16 protein-coding genes are annotated in these 16,366 nt (G+C 31.7%); 7 read left to right on the top strand and 9 right to left on the bottom strand.

Annotated features, from left to right (window positions below):
- Positions 1-69 precede the first annotated feature (69 nt).
- From ACKTTV_RS18720 to ade, 3 genes are all read left to right on the top strand, one after another.
- Positions 70-450: a DUF423 domain-containing protein gene (locus ACKTTV_RS18720; protein WP_408032405.1), complete on the top strand. Its 381-nt coding sequence runs from the start codon at positions 70-72 to the stop codon at positions 448-450.
- Between the two features lie 87 nt (positions 451-537).
- Positions 538-2,151, top strand: coding sequence for a phosphoenolpyruvate carboxykinase (ATP) (gene pckA / locus ACKTTV_RS18715; protein ID WP_408032403.1), 1,614 nt, complete (start codon positions 538-540; stop codon positions 2,149-2,151).
- Between the two features lie 159 nt (positions 2,152-2,310).
- Complete coding sequence (gene ade, locus ACKTTV_RS18710) at positions 2,311-3,933, top strand: adenine deaminase (protein WP_408032402.1); 1,623 nt, start codon at positions 2,311-2,313, stop codon at positions 3,931-3,933.
- Between the two features lie 118 nt (positions 3,934-4,051).
- On the opposite strand, the gene ACKTTV_RS18705 is transcribed toward ade, so the two are convergent.
- The 9 genes from ACKTTV_RS18705 to ACKTTV_RS18665 all read right to left on the bottom strand — a co-directional run bounded on the left by ACKTTV_RS18705 (position 4,052) and on the right by ACKTTV_RS18665 (position 11,446).
- Positions 4,052-4,228, bottom strand: coding sequence for a hypothetical protein (locus tag ACKTTV_RS18705; protein ID WP_408032401.1), 177 nt, complete (start codon positions 4,226-4,228; stop codon positions 4,052-4,054).
- Positions 4,229-4,497: 269 nt separating this feature from the next.
- Positions 4,498-4,806 (bottom strand): hypothetical protein, encoded by a 309-nt coding sequence (locus ACKTTV_RS18700; RefSeq protein WP_408032400.1) that lies wholly within the window; start codon positions 4,804-4,806, stop codon positions 4,498-4,500.
- A gap of 54 nt (positions 4,807-4,860) precedes the next feature.
- Positions 4,861-6,183 (bottom strand): beta-1,3-glucanase family protein, encoded by a 1,323-nt coding sequence (locus ACKTTV_RS18695; RefSeq protein ID WP_408032399.1) that lies wholly within the window; start codon positions 6,181-6,183, stop codon positions 4,861-4,863.
- Positions 6,184-6,263: 80 nt separating this feature from the next.
- On the bottom strand, positions 6,264-6,659 hold the full coding sequence (locus ACKTTV_RS18690; protein WP_408032398.1) for a DUF1842 domain-containing protein: 396 nt from the start codon (positions 6,657-6,659) through the stop codon (positions 6,264-6,266).
- Between the two features lie 144 nt (positions 6,660-6,803).
- Entirely contained in the window at positions 6,804-7,193 is a 390-nt protein-coding gene (locus ACKTTV_RS18685; protein ID WP_408032397.1) for a DUF1842 domain-containing protein, read from the bottom strand.
- Between the two features lie 360 nt (positions 7,194-7,553).
- On the bottom strand, positions 7,554-8,300 hold the full coding sequence (locus ACKTTV_RS18680) for a LytR/AlgR family response regulator transcription factor (protein ID WP_408032396.1): 747 nt from the start codon (positions 8,298-8,300) through the stop codon (positions 7,554-7,556).
- Complete coding sequence (locus ACKTTV_RS18675; RefSeq protein WP_408032395.1) at positions 8,293-10,029, bottom strand: tetratricopeptide repeat-containing sensor histidine kinase; 1,737 nt, start codon at positions 10,027-10,029, stop codon at positions 8,293-8,295. Before ACKTTV_RS18675 ends, ACKTTV_RS18680 begins: the two co-directional genes overlap by 8 nt.
- Positions 10,030-10,101: 72 nt before the next feature.
- Positions 10,102-10,575: a hypothetical protein gene (locus ACKTTV_RS18670; RefSeq protein ID WP_408032394.1), complete on the bottom strand. Its 474-nt coding sequence runs from the start codon at positions 10,573-10,575 to the stop codon at positions 10,102-10,104.
- Between the two features lie 127 nt (positions 10,576-10,702).
- Positions 10,703-11,446 (bottom strand): Bax inhibitor-1/YccA family protein, encoded by a 744-nt coding sequence (locus tag ACKTTV_RS18665; RefSeq protein WP_408032393.1) that lies wholly within the window; start codon positions 11,444-11,446, stop codon positions 10,703-10,705.
- 46 nt (positions 11,447-11,492) lie between these two features.
- Between ACKTTV_RS18665 and ruvC the strand changes: the two genes are divergently transcribed.
- From ruvC to ACKTTV_RS18645, 4 genes are all read left to right on the top strand, one after another.
- Entirely contained in the window at positions 11,493-12,050 is a 558-nt protein-coding gene (gene ruvC, locus ACKTTV_RS18660) for a crossover junction endodeoxyribonuclease RuvC (protein ID WP_408032392.1), read from the top strand.
- Positions 12,051-12,109: 59 nt separating this feature from the next.
- On the top strand, positions 12,110-12,472 hold the full coding sequence (locus tag ACKTTV_RS18655) for a four helix bundle protein (protein WP_408032391.1): 363 nt from the start codon (positions 12,110-12,112) through the stop codon (positions 12,470-12,472).
- Between the two features lie 65 nt (positions 12,473-12,537).
- Positions 12,538-13,677, top strand: coding sequence for a radical SAM family heme chaperone HemW (hemW, locus tag ACKTTV_RS18650; protein WP_408032390.1), 1,140 nt, complete (start codon positions 12,538-12,540; stop codon positions 13,675-13,677).
- A gap of 14 nt (positions 13,678-13,691) precedes the next feature.
- On the top strand, positions 13,692-14,441 hold the full coding sequence (locus ACKTTV_RS18645; protein ID WP_408032389.1) for a cyclase family protein: 750 nt from the start codon (positions 13,692-13,694) through the stop codon (positions 14,439-14,441).
- Positions 14,442-16,366 lie beyond the last annotated feature (1,925 nt).

Genomic DNA, 16,366 nt, shown 5'->3' with positions numbered 1-16,366 from the left:
ACTTTTGTTTTGTTGTTTTCCGATCACAATATCGGTAAAAAAGTTTAATTTCAAACAAAAAACTTAAAAATGTATAAAAATATAACAATAAGTAGTGTTTTAGGTGGACTAGCAGTTATTCTTGGAGCTTTTGGCGCACACGCATTAAAAAGTAAATTATCTCCTGAAGCTTTAAATAGTTTTGAAACAGCCGTTCGTTATCAAATTTACCATGTCCTTTTACTTTTATTTATTAACCTAAGTCAGCATTTAAGTAATTCAGTAAAAAACAAAATATCCTTAATTACTTTTATCGGTATCCTCTTCTTTTCAGGATCTATTTATGCAATACATTTGTTAGGTGTTCCAGCCAAAGCCATATGGTTTATAACACCCTTAGGTGGAGTATTTTTAATTGTTGCATGGTTTATGGTGGCCTTTAATTTTTCCAAAAAAGTTATTAAAAAATAATCGTTAATAAAATTTCCTATTGTTTTAGTTCGTTTAACAAAAAGAACTATTTTTGTCATAAATAAAACACAACTAAAATATTTAGAGATGACAAATCTTGATGCGAAAACGATTTCGATAGACAATCTTGGTATCAAAAATGCCACAGTTCGTTATCAGTTGACTTCAGACGAGTTACATGATATTACTATCGAAAAAGAACAAGGAGAAAACACTAGCTTCGGAGCTTTAGCTGTTAAAACAGGTGAGTTTACAGGCCGTTCTCCAAAGGATCGCTTTATTGTAAAAGATGATATAACTAAAGATGAAATCTGGTGGGGTGATATCAATATCCCTTTTGATTCAGATAAATTTGACAAGTTATATGAAAAGGTAACTGCTTACCTTTCTAACAAAGAAGTTTTCGTTAGAGATAGTTATGCTTGTGCGGACGAAAATTACAAGTTAAACATTAGAGTTGTAAACGAGTATCCATGGAGTAACATGTTTGCATACAACATGTTTTTACGCCCAACTGCTGAAGAACTAAAAGGTTTTTCTCCAGAATGGACTGTTATTAATGCTCCTGGTTTTATGGCAAATCCAGAAGAAGATGGAACACGTCAACACAATTTTGCCATTTTAAATTTTGGTAAAAAGATTGCCTTAATCGGTGGTACTGGTTATACCGGTGAAATCAAAAAAGGAATTTTTTCTGCATTAAACTTCATCTTACCTGTATTCAAGAATACATTGCCAATGCACTGTTCAGCAAATGTTGGTAAAGAAGGTGATACTTCTATTTTCTTTGGATTATCTGGAACAGGAAAAACGACTTTATCTACAGATCCTAATCGTAGTTTAATTGGTGATGACGAGCACGGATGGACTTCAGAAAATAGCGTTTTCAACTTCGAAGGAGGTTGTTATGCTAAAGTAATTGATTTATCTCAAGAAAAAGAGCCGGAAATCTACGGAGCTATTAAAAGAGGTGCAATTTTAGAAAACATTGTTACTGATGAAAAAGGTGATGTTGATTTTGCAAATACTTCAATTACTCAAAACACACGTGTAAGTTACCCAATTCATCATATTGAAAATATTAAAACTCCTTCAATAGGAAATAATCCAAAAAATATTTTCTTCTTAACAGCTGATGCTTTTGGTGTGTTACCTCCGATCTCGAAGTTAACACCAGGTCAGGCTGCTTACCACTTCATTTCTGGTTATACAGCAAAAGTTGCTGGTACTGAAGCAGGAGTTACTGAACCTTTACCTAGTTTCTCAGCTTGTTTTGGAGCTCCTTTTATGCCATTACATCCAACTCGTTATGCTGAAATGTTAAGTGAGAAAATGAAAGAAACTGGAGTAAACGTTTGGTTAGTAAACACTGGATGGTTTGCTGGACCTTATGGAGTTGGTGATAGAATGAAATTAAAATACACCCGTGCAATGATTAATGCAGCATTGAATGGTGGATTACCTTCAGAGATTACTTATGAAGATTACCATATTCATTCAGTATTCGGATTGGCACAACCTAGAAAATGTCCAGGTGTACCTTCTGAATTATTGAGCCAACGTCAAGCATGGAACAACGATGAAGGTTATTACAAAACAGCACATAAATTAGCTGATTCATTTAGAGAAAACTTTAAGCAATTTGAAGAGTTTGCTAATGAAGAAATTTTAGCTGGTGGACCACCAATCATTGAAAGATAAATTCATTTAAAAGCATCCTTTTTAGGATGCTTTTTTATTTTACATTTTATCCTTTTAGTTCCCTCTCATGGGTTACTCCTCTTTTTTATCTTTCTGAATGTGTTTTATCTTAAAAAATAATTATATTCAGCCCATTACCATTAATAACAAGAGTAAATAATGCTTATACAAGGAAATATTGTTGACATACAGAATCGAAGAATTTACAAAGGGGAAATTCAAATTGAGAACGGAAAAATAACATCTATTGTTGAAAAAGAACACTCGAAAGAAACCTTTATTCTCCCAGGCTTTGTTGATGCTCATATTCATATTGAAAGTTCTATGTTAGTTCCTTCTGAATTTGCCAAAATTGCCGTAACTCATGGAACCGTTGCCACAGTTTCCGATCCTCATGAAATTGCCAATGTTTTAGGGGTAAAAGGAGTGGACTTCATGATTAATAATGGTAAAAAAGTGCCTTTAAAATTTAATTTTGGAGCTCCTTCTTGCGTTCCTGCCACTTCTTTTGAGAGTGCTGGGGCTATTATCGACTCTGATGATATTAAAAAAATGATGGCCAATCCTGATATTAAATACTTGGCCGAAATGATGAACTATCCTGGTGTTATTTATCAAGACGAAGAAGTTTTAAAAAAAATAGCTTGGGCCAAACATTTTAACAAACCCGTTGATGGTCATGCTCCAGGAGTGAGAGGTGAAGATTTAGATAAGTACATTGCTGCTGGAATTTATACCGATCATGAGTGTTTTACTTATGACGAAGCTTTTGAAAAACTTCAAAAAGGCATGAAAGTAATTATCAGAGAAGGAAGTGCTGCTAAGAATTTTGAGGCATTGATCGACTTACTTCCTGAACACTTTGAAAACATAATGTTTTGTTCTGATGACAAACACCCTGATGATTTATTAGTTGGTCATTTGAATCAGTTATGCGAGAGGGCTATTGCTAAAGGAATGGATGTTTTCAAAGTTTTACAAGCTGCTTGTTTTAATCCAGTTAAACATTATAATCTCGATGTTGGTTTGTTACAAAATGGAGACGATGCTGATTTTATTATTGTTGAAAATTTAGAGCAATTTAAAGTGTTACAAACCTATATTAATGGTGAGTTAGTTGCAGAAAATGGAAAATCATTTATAAAGCATGTCGATTTTGAAGTTTTAAACAATTTCAATACTGAAAAGAAAAGTATAGAAGATTTTGAGTTTCATTCTTCATCAGAAAAGATTAGAGTTATTGAAGCTTTAGATGGCGAATTGGTAACAAATGAAATAGAATCTGATTCTTTAATCAAAGATGGTAACTTAATTTCTGATACCGAAAATGATGTATTAAAAATGACCGTTGTAAATCGTTATGAAAACAGCGAACCATCGATAGCTTTTATCAAAAACTTTGGTTTAAAAGAGGGCGCTATAGCGAGTTCAGTCGGTCATGATTCTCATAATATTATTGCCGTAGGTGTTTCGGATGAAATGATCTGCAAAGCCGTGAATTTACTCATTGAAAACAAAGGTGGAATTTGTGCGGTAAACGACAAAGAATCTAAAGTGGTTGCACTGCCTGTTGCTGGAATAATGAGTGACAAGCCTGCTGACGAAATTGGTAAAGCCTATGCTGAGCTAGATAGCATGGCAAAGAATATGGGAAGTACACTTAGAGCTCCTTATATGACACTTTCTTTTATGGCTTTATTAGTAATACCTTCATTAAAATTATCGGATAAAGGATTGTTTGATGGGAATTCGTTTCAGTTTACTTCATTAGAAGTAAAATAAACTTATAACAGTTATAATATAAAAAAATATGCGCTTCTATTAATTTAGAAGCGCATCCTAGATTTTTACACAAAAGTGTATTCTTTTTCTTTTTTATTATACTGTTTGAATACCCTATTTATTCACCACTAGTATTAGGTCCTAACCACACTTTCCCTGGGTAATTCGGATTTATTGCTACATTTCCTTTGAAACCTTGGCTTCTTAAAAACCCAATAAATTCCTCAGTTGTTTTAGGCGCCGATACAGTGATCTCATAATCAACCGACACTTCCGTTTTTTCTACAGTTTTCATAATGTTAAAGTTATACCATTTGTAATTTGAAATTACCGGGTTAAAACGTTCTTTTTTCCTTTTCATTTCAGAATAAAAAGAAACCGTAGCTATGGCTATGCTTTATTTTTCTTCTTTATCTAAAGAAAAAAATCTTCATTTTCTTTTACGGTAATTTCAAACATCAACTGGCATTAGATTCCTACTCTTATCAGGCTTTTCGGAATTCGCCTCGTTTTTATAGTGATACTGCTCCACTTATTTATTATTAGAAAGAAACAAACTACCTACTACCAAGTAGCAAGTGTACCTCTATTTTGATAAATAACTTTACCAAATTCTGTTATTTCAACAGTACAACTCAACTCTGAAGTTTCATAATTAGCCGATACAGTTCCTAAAAATTCCTGTAACCCTGTATTTTTCCCGACATCTTGATTTGAATTTTCAGGAGTCAAATTAATGGTTCCTAAATTCATTTCATTGAAACTAGCACTAACAGTAATTTTGTTTATAGTTGTATTTATAGTATAATCGAATAAAAACTCTCCTATTGATCTAGCTCCTTTTATTGGTGATGTTGTTGTATTATTTGACATGTTTTTTACTTTTTAAAATTAATTTTGATTATGTTTCTTGAATAATTATTTTTTTTACCCTGAAGTATTTACATCGTAAAAAGAAATAGTTAATGTATTCACCTTAGCAGGATCAAGCGAAACTTGAACTGCCGAGAAACGATCGGAGTATGCAAAGTTGTAAGCTTGAGACAACCCTTGTAATGCTGCCGCATACTGATTGTAAAATGCATCATTACTTTGAAGGTTACTAAACAATGATGTATTTGGTATTTTACTAAACCACTCACTACTGGTCATAGCTCCAGCCATTGTAACACCAAAAGTTGTGGTTGACCCAATTGCACCAATGTTAAACCCTGCTAATAAATCACCAGTAATCCATCCATACACATCATTTGCTGGACTCTGTTTTGCAGCACCATTTAACGAAAACATAGCATTAGCTCCGTAAATTCCATCAGGATTTATCAAATCCTCTTTTTTAAATAATAGAGTTGCATCTACTCCTCCTATTTTACCAGTCAATGTAACATCCAAACTCTCATCAATAGAAGCTGTTAAGTCATAATTTTGAGCACTTTGAGGTCCCGATGGCGGTACATTAGGGCCTACCCCATTGAAATGTCCTGCTATTTTAGCGATAACTCCATTTCCTAATCCATTAACAGTTCCTCCTTGCGTTCCCTTACCAAAGGTCTTATTTAAATAAGTTAAATAAGATTCAAATAAATGATATGGTGTTACAGGTACTCCTCCTATTGGTGGATAAGAAGACGGTCCAATAATTCTAGCAAAGCCAGATCCCGGTTGATTTGGGTTTTGAGTAAATTTTCCTGGTACCAAAGCAGGAAGCGCATTACTTAATCCTGATTTTGGTGTTGATGTTAATTTATCTAGCGCCTTATAAACCTCATTAGAAGTTATTCCTTCCTCTAAACCATAATCAATTTGCACTGGAATTAATCCATCCAGAGAAGTTTCTAGTTTCATTGGAATACTCCAATAATCGATACTTGTTAAATCAGCTACATCCGTTGAAGCTCCATTAAAGGTTAACTCCATTTTATCATACCTCAAAAAGAAATTTGGGTCGGTTATGTTCTGAGCTGGCTCGTAGTAAGCACCTAAAACATCCCACGGCTGTCCATAACTTATATAGATTCTTCCACTAAAGTGTTTTATTTGAACTCCGCTTTGCAATTTTTCTAAAGAATACCAGTTTCCTTTTCCCTTTTCAGCATTTAAAGGTAACACCTCTACTTCTAAAGGCTCAAACTCACCTGCATGGTAACTAATATCAAATTGATCGGTAGTACTTCCTGGAACGAATCCAATGTAAATGTCTTTTTGGGCAACATCACTCCCTTTCGAAAATTTTACAGTTAATACATTCATAATAGTAATAGTTAAGGTTTAAAAAATTAAAAAATAAGCTCTAAGTACTTTGACATAGAGCTTACTAGTGAACTATATGTTTATAGTTTAAATATATCTGCTTTCACAGGAACTCCCTCTTCATGTTTTCCTACGAAAGAGAACCCTCCTTCTCCATTCCAGTCTGCTTTTAAAGCCATATTGGCTTCAAAAGATAATTGAAGTGGAGCATCCTTTATATCGGCAGGAATGTTTCCTGTTATGTGCAACACTCTTACAATATCTCCTACTCCAGCAGCGTAAACAGTACCAGACACTTTACCTACATATGTTTTTTTATTAGTTCCATCACTGATTCTTACAGTTCCACTTACTGTATGATCTTCTGGGTGCACTAATAATGAAAAGTTAACGATGGTTGCTAAAAGGTTAGGAACAAATCCCATAGTACCTTTGTAATAAATTGTTTCTACTGCGGTGTTTGTTGATGTAGTCATACTATACTTTTTTTGTTGATTATTTAATGGAATAACAACATATTCTGCTAATACATTTGCTTTTCCTACTCTATTTATAAAAAGTTTCTCTAATTCCTCCTCGATTGATGTAGTGGTTACTTCTTGACTCTATTGATGTTTAGGTTAAGACCTAACTTCTACTGGTAAATTTTCGTAATGCTTACCTCTGAAATTAAAACCTCCTAATCCTTTATCATTAGCTTCTAAAGCAAAATGAGCATTAAATGGAAATACTATAGCAGATATAGCATCATTTGAAGGAATTGCCCCTTCCAAAGTGATTACTTTTGTGAAAGCCCCATAACCCGTAGCATAAACAGTTCCTTTAACATTTCCTACATATGGTTTTTCCACTGGAGGATTCATATGAATACGAACCGTTCCATGTACTTGATGAGTTTCTTCATCAACTGTTAAATTGAAGTTTACGTAAGGACTGTTTAAATTAACTGAGCTTCCTAAAGTTCCTTGCATCGTTTGTACGTTAGTAGTAATTTCAGTTTGAGTTGACATAATATTTGGTTTTTAGTTTCCTACTCATAAGGCTTTTCGGATTCCGCCTCGTTTGATATAATGGTTACTGCTCCATTTTAAAAGTTTGTGTTTTTGTTTTCTTAAAAACGCCAAACACCTTACATTTCTGAGGTAAAAGTATCTCAGAATTGAAGTCATAGTATTTAAAATGGAATAAGCGCAGGTTTGATTTCCATAAAATAGAGAATTTATGGAATGAAGTATTTTCGATATTATAAGAACATCGAATTATTATAACATGAGTAGTTAAGTAATGAAAGCAAAGTTTTTCTGATAGTATTGAACTTTCTATTTCATTATCAGTCTTTCAAAATAAGTAAAACAGGATTACCTTTAAAACTATTTTAAGGTTCTTACTTTTTTAATAATATCCTTATAACGATCGCTCAAAGTAACTTTATGATTTCCTGATACAAGAATCAAATTATCAGCAGGGACTATCTCTATAATTTTTTCAATGTTAACAATAAAGTTTCGGTGCGTTCTTGCAAAAATGGCATTATCGAGAAGAGTTAATAGTTTCGTAAGGGAAATAAGAATAACAAACTTTTCTTTTTCAGTAATAATATTGCAGTATTTTTCTTCTACTTCGATGTAGATAATCTCTTTTATTTGAACTTTTTTGAGAGACTTCCCTTTTTTAATAAACAAATAGTCACTACTTATAACGGTATCTTCTTCTTCCGTTATAAAAACATCTTCCTGCTCATAAAACTTTTCAACTGCCATTTCTATAGCGTACAAAACTTCAAGTTCGTTAAAAGGCTTCATCAAAAAACTAAAAGGTTGCGTAAGTTTTGCTCGTTCAAAGATTTTGCGATCTGTACTACTTGTTAAAAAAACAAAAGGTTTGGAAGCTTCAGGTACAGTATTAATGGTTTCTGCAAAGGTAATTCCATCAGGAACACCATTCAAAAAAATGTCAATTATTACAATATCTACCTTTACCTTATAAAATAAAGCCAAGGCTTCTTTAAAACTAGGTGCAATGCCAGATACAGTATAATTATTATCTTCTAGCACTTTAACTAAGCGATCACTTTCTTGAGGAGTGTCTTCAATAATTAAAATATTTACATTATCCATTAAGAGGTATTTTAGGTAAAGATACAATCATTTTAGTACCTTTTCCTAATTCACTCTCAATATCAAATTTTCCATTATTTTTTTTAATCATTGATTTACATAATTGCAGTCCTAAACCAGTTCCAATAACATCTTCATGCTCTTTTTTATTTAAAAGAACATTGTCTTCTAATAGTTTCAAGCGAGTCTCTTCACTCATTCCTAAACCAGTATCTTCAATCACCAAATCACAATAATCTTCCGAAGTGTTTCTAGTATATATTTTAATACTTCCCTTGGTTTTAGAAAACTTGATCGCATTGTCTAACAAATTTCTCAACACTATTTTCAAAGACTCTTGGTCAGCATAAACAACATCTTTTTTAGACACTGTATTTTCAAATGAAAGTTCTTTTTCTAATAGTAAAGGTTGGTAATTATAGGACACATGCTCTGCGATAATAAACAAACGCTGTTTTTCTATATGGAAGTATTGTTGTTTGGTTTGTAACAAAGCCCAATTCAACAAATTATCTAACAAACCATATGCCCCATTAACAATGGTACTATTCTTTTTAAGCAAATCTTCTAAAGCAATGAGGTTCTTAGATTCTAAATTAGACACCAGTATTTTGTTACTATTTTTTAAGGAGTTAACCGATGATCTTAAATCGTGACTCACAATAGAAAAAAGTTTGTCTTTGGTGGCATTTAACTCATCTAGAGTTTCCTTTTGCTCGGTAATGATTCTATTGTTTTTTACTTTTTCACGATAAAAATAAAGAATTCCTCCTAAGACAATTAACAAACCAACTGCGGAATATAAAAAGATATTTCTTTGAGTTTCTTGAAGTTCATTTTTCACTTGTAAAAAATCAACTTCTTTTTGTTTTTGTTGAACAGCAAACTCTTTTTCTTTTTGAGCAACTTCATAAATTCTATTTTGGTCGTTTAAAGAGTCTTTCCATTGCTGCGCTTCTTTTCTATATTTCAAGGCCTTCTCAAAATCTTTTCTGTTTTCTTCTACTACAGACATGTTTCTAGAACTAATAAACCTTGAATAAAAATTGTTAGTTGTTTTAGCAATGTTATAAGCTTTTTCAAAATAAGGAATAGCTAAATCATCTTTGTATTGTTCATAATATAAGGTAGCCATATCTCCGTAGCAACCTATTAATTTTATAGTGTCTTTTTGTATTTCTTGAAATTTCGTACTTTTTTTTAAGAATATTTCAGCTTTTCCAAATTTTTTAAGATGTAAATAGCAAAGGCCTAAATTATGAATTATTAAACTTTTATTATTAAGATTAAGTTCGTTTTTAGTAGAATCTAGCAAAACCTCAAAATGAGATATTGCTTTTTTAAATTTGCTTTGTTCTAAAGCTAATAATCCAAGGTATGTGTCAACTAAATCATAATGATTAAAATGTTTAGAAATCTGATTATATTCGTTCTCAGCTTCTTTAAATATTCCTTTTTTGTCAAAACAATATCCTCTTAAGAAATGAGAAAAATTTTTTAGAGTTTGATTTTTACTTGTAATAAGTTGTTTTTGTGTGTAAATTAAAGTCGAGTCCCATTTTTTTTTGAGAAAATACGTAGTGGCCTTTTTAAAATTAATATCAGATTCATATTGATCTGAAATCTTAATCACCTCTTTCTCTAGTTTTTGAAAATCAATGTCCTGAGATCTGATAGATATAGAATAAAAAAAGAGTAGAAATGCTAGTCGAATGTATTTAGCAGTCATTTATTTAAGATTAGTTATATACAAAACTACTTAAAAAAAATGGTCTACTCTTTTAATGTTGTTTACCTTTTACTAACTAGGCCTTTGAACAGTAGTTGTAGTTCCTCTAGAACCTTCAGGGTCTTCATCCCAATTAATCACTTCTACTGTTGTAAAACTATTGTTTAAACCAGGCATGTCTTTTGGAGAAAAACCAATTGGAACAACATAAGCGTAAAAAGTATCAGAAGGGATAAATTTATTATTTCTACCAACATAAATAGTTACTTTATCATCATTATCCACTGAATACGAGATATTAAATTTAATTTTCTCTGTATAGTTGTTTTTTCCATTTTCGTTTTTTGGCATGTTGGCTTCAGAAACATAAATTGTACACATAAGAGTTATTCTAGTTTCGTTTCCCTTTTTTCCATTTGAAGTGGCAGATACATCAGTTGGAGCTAAGGGCCTATCTGAGGTTGTTTGTAATAGTTTTTTAGTGTCAGCGTTGGTTAAACTTTTTACGTTTCCAAAGTGCGCTCCTTTAATTACTCTTGTTGCCATAATAATATGTTTTTTAAAGTTTAGATGTCCGAAAAGTAGTAAATTAAAAATAGTTATGTACTCATTTAATCATAAGAAAGTATTTCTTTGTAATAAAAGAAAGAATTCATGGAACCAAAGAGATCTCTCACCTCCAATAAGCAAGTTTCCTTAGTAATCGTAACACCTCAACGTACAACCAAATAAGAGTTATCAAGAAACCCCATGTAGCCAACCACTCTCTGCTTTTTGGAGCTCTACCAACATGCCTATGGATATAATCAAAATCCAACAACAAACTTAAAGATGCAACTATTGCTGTTACAATATTAAACGTAATGGCATACCAAGAGTTACCCCATAAAAATGGAATCGTTATATCAAATAACCAAAAAACCCATCCGATAAAATATAACATAAAAATACTCATAGATGCGGTAATAATAATTGCTTTAAATTCTCTAGTCACCCGTATCAAACGGAACCGATAAAGAAATAGCATAACAAAAAAGGTAACTAAAGTTGTTCCTATAGCTTGAAAAGGTAAATTTGGAAAACGTTTATGGGCATAAGCACTTATACCTCCTAAAAAGAAACCTTTTGCTAAGGCATATATGGGTAACATATATTTTGCTGAGCTATGTTTATAAGAAATAAACACGCTGCAAAACACGGCAACCAACGCCCCAATGGATGTATACCATTTTACACTTACGCCACTAAAGTAAAGATGCCAAGTATAAAAAGCTGTTGCACAAACTAACAATAACATCAACATACATTTAAGAACAATTCCTGCAATCGACATTCTTTTTTTAGTATAATGATGCGATCTCTTCCAAAAATAACTGGTAAAGGCAGGGTTAGAAGTTCTTAAACCGAAAACACTCATTAACGATATAATTGATTAGTTTTGTATTTGTTCAAAGTACGAAAATTTGCAGACAGAAAAAATAATATTAGGTATTGATCCTGGGACTACCATTATGGGGTTCGGGATTATCAAAGTAGTAGGAAAAAAGATGGAGTTTGTTCAAATGAATGAACTACTTCTTAAAAAATATGATGATCCTTATTTAAAACTAAAACTAATTTTTGAACGCACTATTGAACTAATCGACACTTATAATCCGGATGAAATTGCCTTGGAAGCTCCTTTCTTTGGAAAAAATGTGCAATCGATGTTGAAATTAGGAAGAGCTCAAGGTGTCGCTATGGCTGCAGGACTTTCTCGTCAAATTCCAGTAACGGAATATTTACCAAAAAAAATTAAAATGGCCATTACAGGTAATGGTAATGCTAGTAAAGAACAGGTTGCTCTTATGCTTAAATCTTTGTTAAGTTTAAGAGAAATTCCAAAAAATTTAGATGCAACAGATGGTTTGGCTGCCGCAGTATGCCATTACTATAACTCAGGAACCAAAGTAGGAGGAAAAAATTATACAGGCTGGGCTGCCTTTGTAAAACAGAATCCTAAGAAAATCAAGGATCGATGATCGGTTAGCAGTTATCAGTTATCAGTTATCAGTTATCTATATTATTAAAAATAAATGCTATGAAATTAAAAAACAACCCGCTACAAAATAAATCTTATGATTTTGCTTTGGCGATCGTTCAATTAAGTAAAAAACTAATGAAAGAACGAAAAGAATTTATTCTTTCAAAACAAATTTTGAAAAGCGGCACATCAATCGGTGCTAATATTATTGAGGCTAACGGAGCTATTTCAAAAGCGGATTTCTCTTCCAAAATGTCTATTGCCTATAAAGAATGTTTGGAAACTAAGTATTGGTTATCCTTATTAAAAGATAGTAACGATTTAGAACTAAGCAAATTTGAAAGGTTGTTTTATGAAGCCGATGAAATCGGTAAAATTCTTTTTTCTATATTAAAAACAACAAGAATTAAAAAACAATAAATCTTATTCAGTTATCAGAAACAATTATTAATGTTTATTGATTACTGATAATTGACAATTGAATAATGGCTGGAATTTACGTACATATCCCTTTTTGTAAGCAAGCATGTCACTATTGTGATTTTCATTTTTCGACATCATTAAAAAATAGAGATGAGCTTTTCGCTTGTTTGATAAAGGAATTAATATTGAGAAAAGATGAGTTAGCCAATGAAACTATTGAAACCATTTATTTCGGTGGTGGAACTCCTTCCCTTTTACTCGATAGAGAAATTCAACTCTTGATTAGTGTTATACGTGGTTATTATAAAGTCGTAGATCAACCTGAGATAACTTTAGAAGCCAACCCTGATGATTTATCAGAAGGTAGAATCAATCTCTTATCTCTAACCGATGTAAATAGATTGAGTATTGGAATACAATCGTTTTTTGAAGAAGATTTAAAAATGATGAATCGTGCACATAATGCTGAAGAAGCAAAAAATTGCCTATCATTTGCAACAGAGCATTTTGAAAACATTACTATCGATTTAATCTACGGCATTCCCAACATGAGTAATGAAAGGTGGAAAGAAAATCTGCAAATTGCTTTTGATTTTGGTATTAATCATATTTCATCCTATGCCCTAACTGTTGAGCCTAAAACCGCTTTAGATAATTTCATTCGTAAAGGAAAGTACCCTAAACCCGAAGAGAAAGTAGCTAGAGAGCATTTTGAAATTTTAGTTAATGAAACTAAAAAGAATGGTTTCGTGCATTATGAAATATCAAATTTTGGAAAACCTAATTACTTCTCAAAACATAATACAAGTTATTGGCTTGGTAAAAAATACATAGGTATTGGTCCGTCAGCTCACTCATTCAATAAAACTCATAGAAGCTGGAATGTTTCCAATAACAATAAGTATATCAAAGAAATTAAAACCGAAAAGCTTCCAAATGAAATAGAAGAACTGAGTATTGAGGATAGATTTAATGAATATTTAATGACAGGGTTTAGGACTATTTGGGGAGTATCGCTCTCTAAAATAAAAGAAGACTTTGGTGAAACTAACTATTCAAAACTTATACAAAATGCCCAAAAATTCATTAGTGAAGGTTTACTAAGCATTGAAACAGACGCTGATAATTATAAAGTTCTTAAAACTACTAAAAAAGGAAAGTTCCTTGCAGATGGATTAGCTAGTGATTTGTTTATTATTTAACTACTTTTATGGCTATGAAAGCTAGCATCGAATATAATAAACAGCAATACACTATTGATTTATCAAAACCTCTCGACATCTCTATTCCCATTGATCTCTCGAAGCAATGCTTAAACGCTTGGTATATTGATGACCCCAAAATATCACCTGTGGTTTTGGGAGATTGGACTGGCAGCGTTGAACAAGGTGCGGATGTTAATTTTAATAATATTGCTTTTAATCCTCATGCCCATATAACACACACAGAATGCGTTGGTCACATAACCAAGGAATTTTACTCGATCAACAAAAAACTTAGTAAATTTTTCTTTTTAGCTGAAGTTGTTAGTGTTACTCCTGAAAAAATAGATAATGGAGATTTTATAATTACCAAAGATGCCATAAAATCGTTCATTCACAGCAAAGAACTCGAAGCCATTGTTATCAGAACACTTCCAAATACTGATAAAAAGAAAACGACTAGATATTCCAATACCAATCCTCCGTATTTACTTCAAGAGGCGGCAGAATATTTAAAAGAGAAAGGAGTAAAACATTTACTAATAGATCTTCCTTCTGTTGACAAAGAACAAGATGAAGGAAAACTACTTTCTCACAATGCTTTTTGGAATACTCAAGAAGAAATAAGATTTGATGCAACTATTACAGAATTTATTTATGTTCCTAGTAGTATTAATGATGGTACATATTTGTTAAACCTAATGGTTGCTCCGTTTGAAAACGATGCAACCCCAAGCAAACCCATATTGTATAAAATATTGTAACAATAAACAACTAAGCCCGTCCGAAGACAGGCTCAATTGTTAAACGAATATTTAAAATAATGTTCCTTAAAACCCAATTGTACAATTGTTTTGAGTATGTAGGGGAGAGCAATGTATTATTAACTATAACAAATGCTTTTGGGTTAAGTGTGTACGCTTTTTTGTTTTTTTCTACGCTTGTAGAAGTGTGTATCCTCGCAAATGTTTCTTTTTAGGGATCTCTATCTATTCACCGAGATTTACTTTATGTTTCATCTACACTTCAAAGATATAAAACACCTTCCCTCATAGGATAAAAAAAAGTTGACTGACATTCTGGACGAGATTAAACGCATATAAGTATCGACCAACAGCAAGCCTAATAAAACTACCAATGGACTGTTTAAACGTATGAATGGTTCTTTTTACACTATAAACTGTAATTAAAACCATTAAAACTCTTATTTTTTGGCCTTTCAAATATCGACGAATGGTATTTGTAATCGTTGAATGTAAATCCATTAAGATCAACATAGTGATAAAAATCAGGAATAAAGTTTGAAGTTGAACCGTACCAAAAATATAAAGAACTAAATAAAGAATGGCTATATGTTCGAAGACTAAGTACAAGGTCAAACATGATTACTGAAAAAGCACAAATGTTTACCTATTGTTTTACTATTTGAGTTTTGAAAGTTAGTAGTAACATAAAACAATTGAGCCTGTTCGAAAACAGGCTCAATCGTTAAACGAATATTTAAAATAATGTTCCTTAAAACCTAATTGTACAATTATTTTGAGTAAGTAGGTTGTGCAATGTTATGTTAACTAAACATATTTTGCTAGGGTCAAGTGTGTACGCTTTTTTTGTTTTTTCTACGCTTGTAGAAGTGTGTATCCTCGTAAATGTTTCTTTTTAGGGATCTCTATCTGTTCACCGAGATTTACTTTATGTTTCATCTACACTTCAAAGATATAAAACACCTTACCTCATGAAATAAAAAAAAGTTGACTGACATTCTGGACGAGATTAAATGCATGTAAATACCGACCAATAACAAACCTCTACAAACTACGAATAGAGTGTTTTACACTATGAATGGTATGTTTTAATGTATAAAATGCAATTAAAACTAACAAGAACCTTATTTTTTAGAGCTTCCAGTATCGACGAATGGTATTTGTAATCGTTGAATGTAAAAATATCTACCTGAGAACAATCAAAAATGAATTGAAATGCATATTGAAAACAAAGAGCTGAAAAATGATTTATGAAGAAGATTACTTTTGAAAGAAATTATCGTAACAATTTGTGCACAAAATTGTTTAGAGATGTATGTAGGTTTAGCAATGTTATGTTTTACAAATATTTTGTGAGTAATGCGAGCATGCTTTAGATTACTATCTTTTTAAAATTTGTAGTGTGTAATTGTATATGTTTCTTTTTAGGGATCTCTATCTGTTCGGCGAGATTTACTTTATGTTTCATCTACACTTCAAAGATATAAAGCTTTAGAGATGTATCTCATTAAATAAAGACGACTAACATAGTTATAAAGATTAGCTGAGCTAGCGGATAGATAAATCGCTCATAAACATGTATAAAAGACACTTAAACAATTATAAATAGCTAATAATCAATTACAAATTGCTATAACAAAAAACATCAGTGATTAGTTTTGAATGATATTATTTGCCATATCTAAAAGTTAAAATGTAATTACTACACAAACATAATCTTAAAAAGGATGGTATCTTAATAACATTTTATACCAAACTAACTAGGCAAAAAAATACTACCTTATAAAAGCATTAGTAAAATTAAGAAGTTTATAAAAGAATAAGGAAAATGGGAACTTGAAGAAAATAGTTAAGAGCATTATATAATGCTCTTAAGAATCAAAATGTACGCAACTTGAATATTTTATTTAGTAGGTTTAGCAATG

This window comes from Tenacibaculum xiamenense, from assembly GCF_964513065.1.
Taxonomy (GTDB): Bacteria; Bacteroidota; Bacteroidia; order Flavobacteriales; family Flavobacteriaceae; genus Polaribacter; species Polaribacter xiamenense.
The sequence above is the reverse complement of the archived record's forward strand: the minus strand, read 5'-3'. Positions and strand labels throughout refer to the sequence as shown.

Excerpts from the sequence above, each read along its gene's own strand:
- ACKTTV_RS18720 (WP_408032405.1), top strand. The coding sequence starts at position 70 with ATGTATAAAAATATAACAATAAGTAGTGTTTTAGGTGGACTAGCAGTT.
- pckA (WP_408032403.1), top strand. The coding sequence starts at position 538 with ATGACAAATCTTGATGCGAAAACGATTTCGATAGACAATCTTGGTATC.
- ade (WP_408032402.1), top strand. The coding sequence starts at position 2,311 with ATGCTTATACAAGGAAATATTGTTGACATACAGAATCGAAGAATTTAC.
- ACKTTV_RS18705 (WP_408032401.1), bottom strand. The coding sequence starts at position 4,228 with ATGAAAACTGTAGAAAAAACGGAAGTGTCGGTTGATTATGAGATCACT.
- ACKTTV_RS18700 (WP_408032400.1), bottom strand. The coding sequence starts at position 4,806 with ATGTCAAATAATACAACAACATCACCAATAAAAGGAGCTAGATCAATA.
- ACKTTV_RS18695 (WP_408032399.1), bottom strand. The coding sequence starts at position 6,183 with ATGAATGTATTAACTGTAAAATTTTCGAAAGGGAGTGATGTTGCCCAA.
- ACKTTV_RS18690 (WP_408032398.1), bottom strand. The coding sequence starts at position 6,659 with ATGACTACATCAACAAACACCGCAGTAGAAACAATTTATTACAAAGGT.
- ACKTTV_RS18685 (WP_408032397.1), bottom strand. The coding sequence starts at position 7,193 with ATGTCAACTCAAACTGAAATTACTACTAACGTACAAACGATGCAAGGA.
- ACKTTV_RS18680 (WP_408032396.1), bottom strand. The coding sequence starts at position 8,300 with ATGGATAATGTAAATATTTTAATTATTGAAGACACTCCTCAAGAAAGT.
- ACKTTV_RS18675 (WP_408032395.1), bottom strand. The coding sequence starts at position 10,029 with ATGACTGCTAAATACATTCGACTAGCATTTCTACTCTTTTTTTATTCT.
- ACKTTV_RS18670 (WP_408032394.1), bottom strand. The coding sequence starts at position 10,575 with ATGGCAACAAGAGTAATTAAAGGAGCGCACTTTGGAAACGTAAAAAGT.
- ACKTTV_RS18665 (WP_408032393.1), bottom strand. The coding sequence starts at position 11,446 with ATGAGTGTTTTCGGTTTAAGAACTTCTAACCCTGCCTTTACCAGTTAT.
- ACKTTV_RS18655 (WP_408032391.1), top strand. The coding sequence starts at position 12,110 with ATGAAATTAAAAAACAACCCGCTACAAAATAAATCTTATGATTTTGCT.
- hemW (WP_408032390.1), top strand. The coding sequence starts at position 12,538 with ATGGCTGGAATTTACGTACATATCCCTTTTTGTAAGCAAGCATGTCAC.
- ACKTTV_RS18645 (WP_408032389.1), top strand. The coding sequence starts at position 13,692 with ATGAAAGCTAGCATCGAATATAATAAACAGCAATACACTATTGATTTA.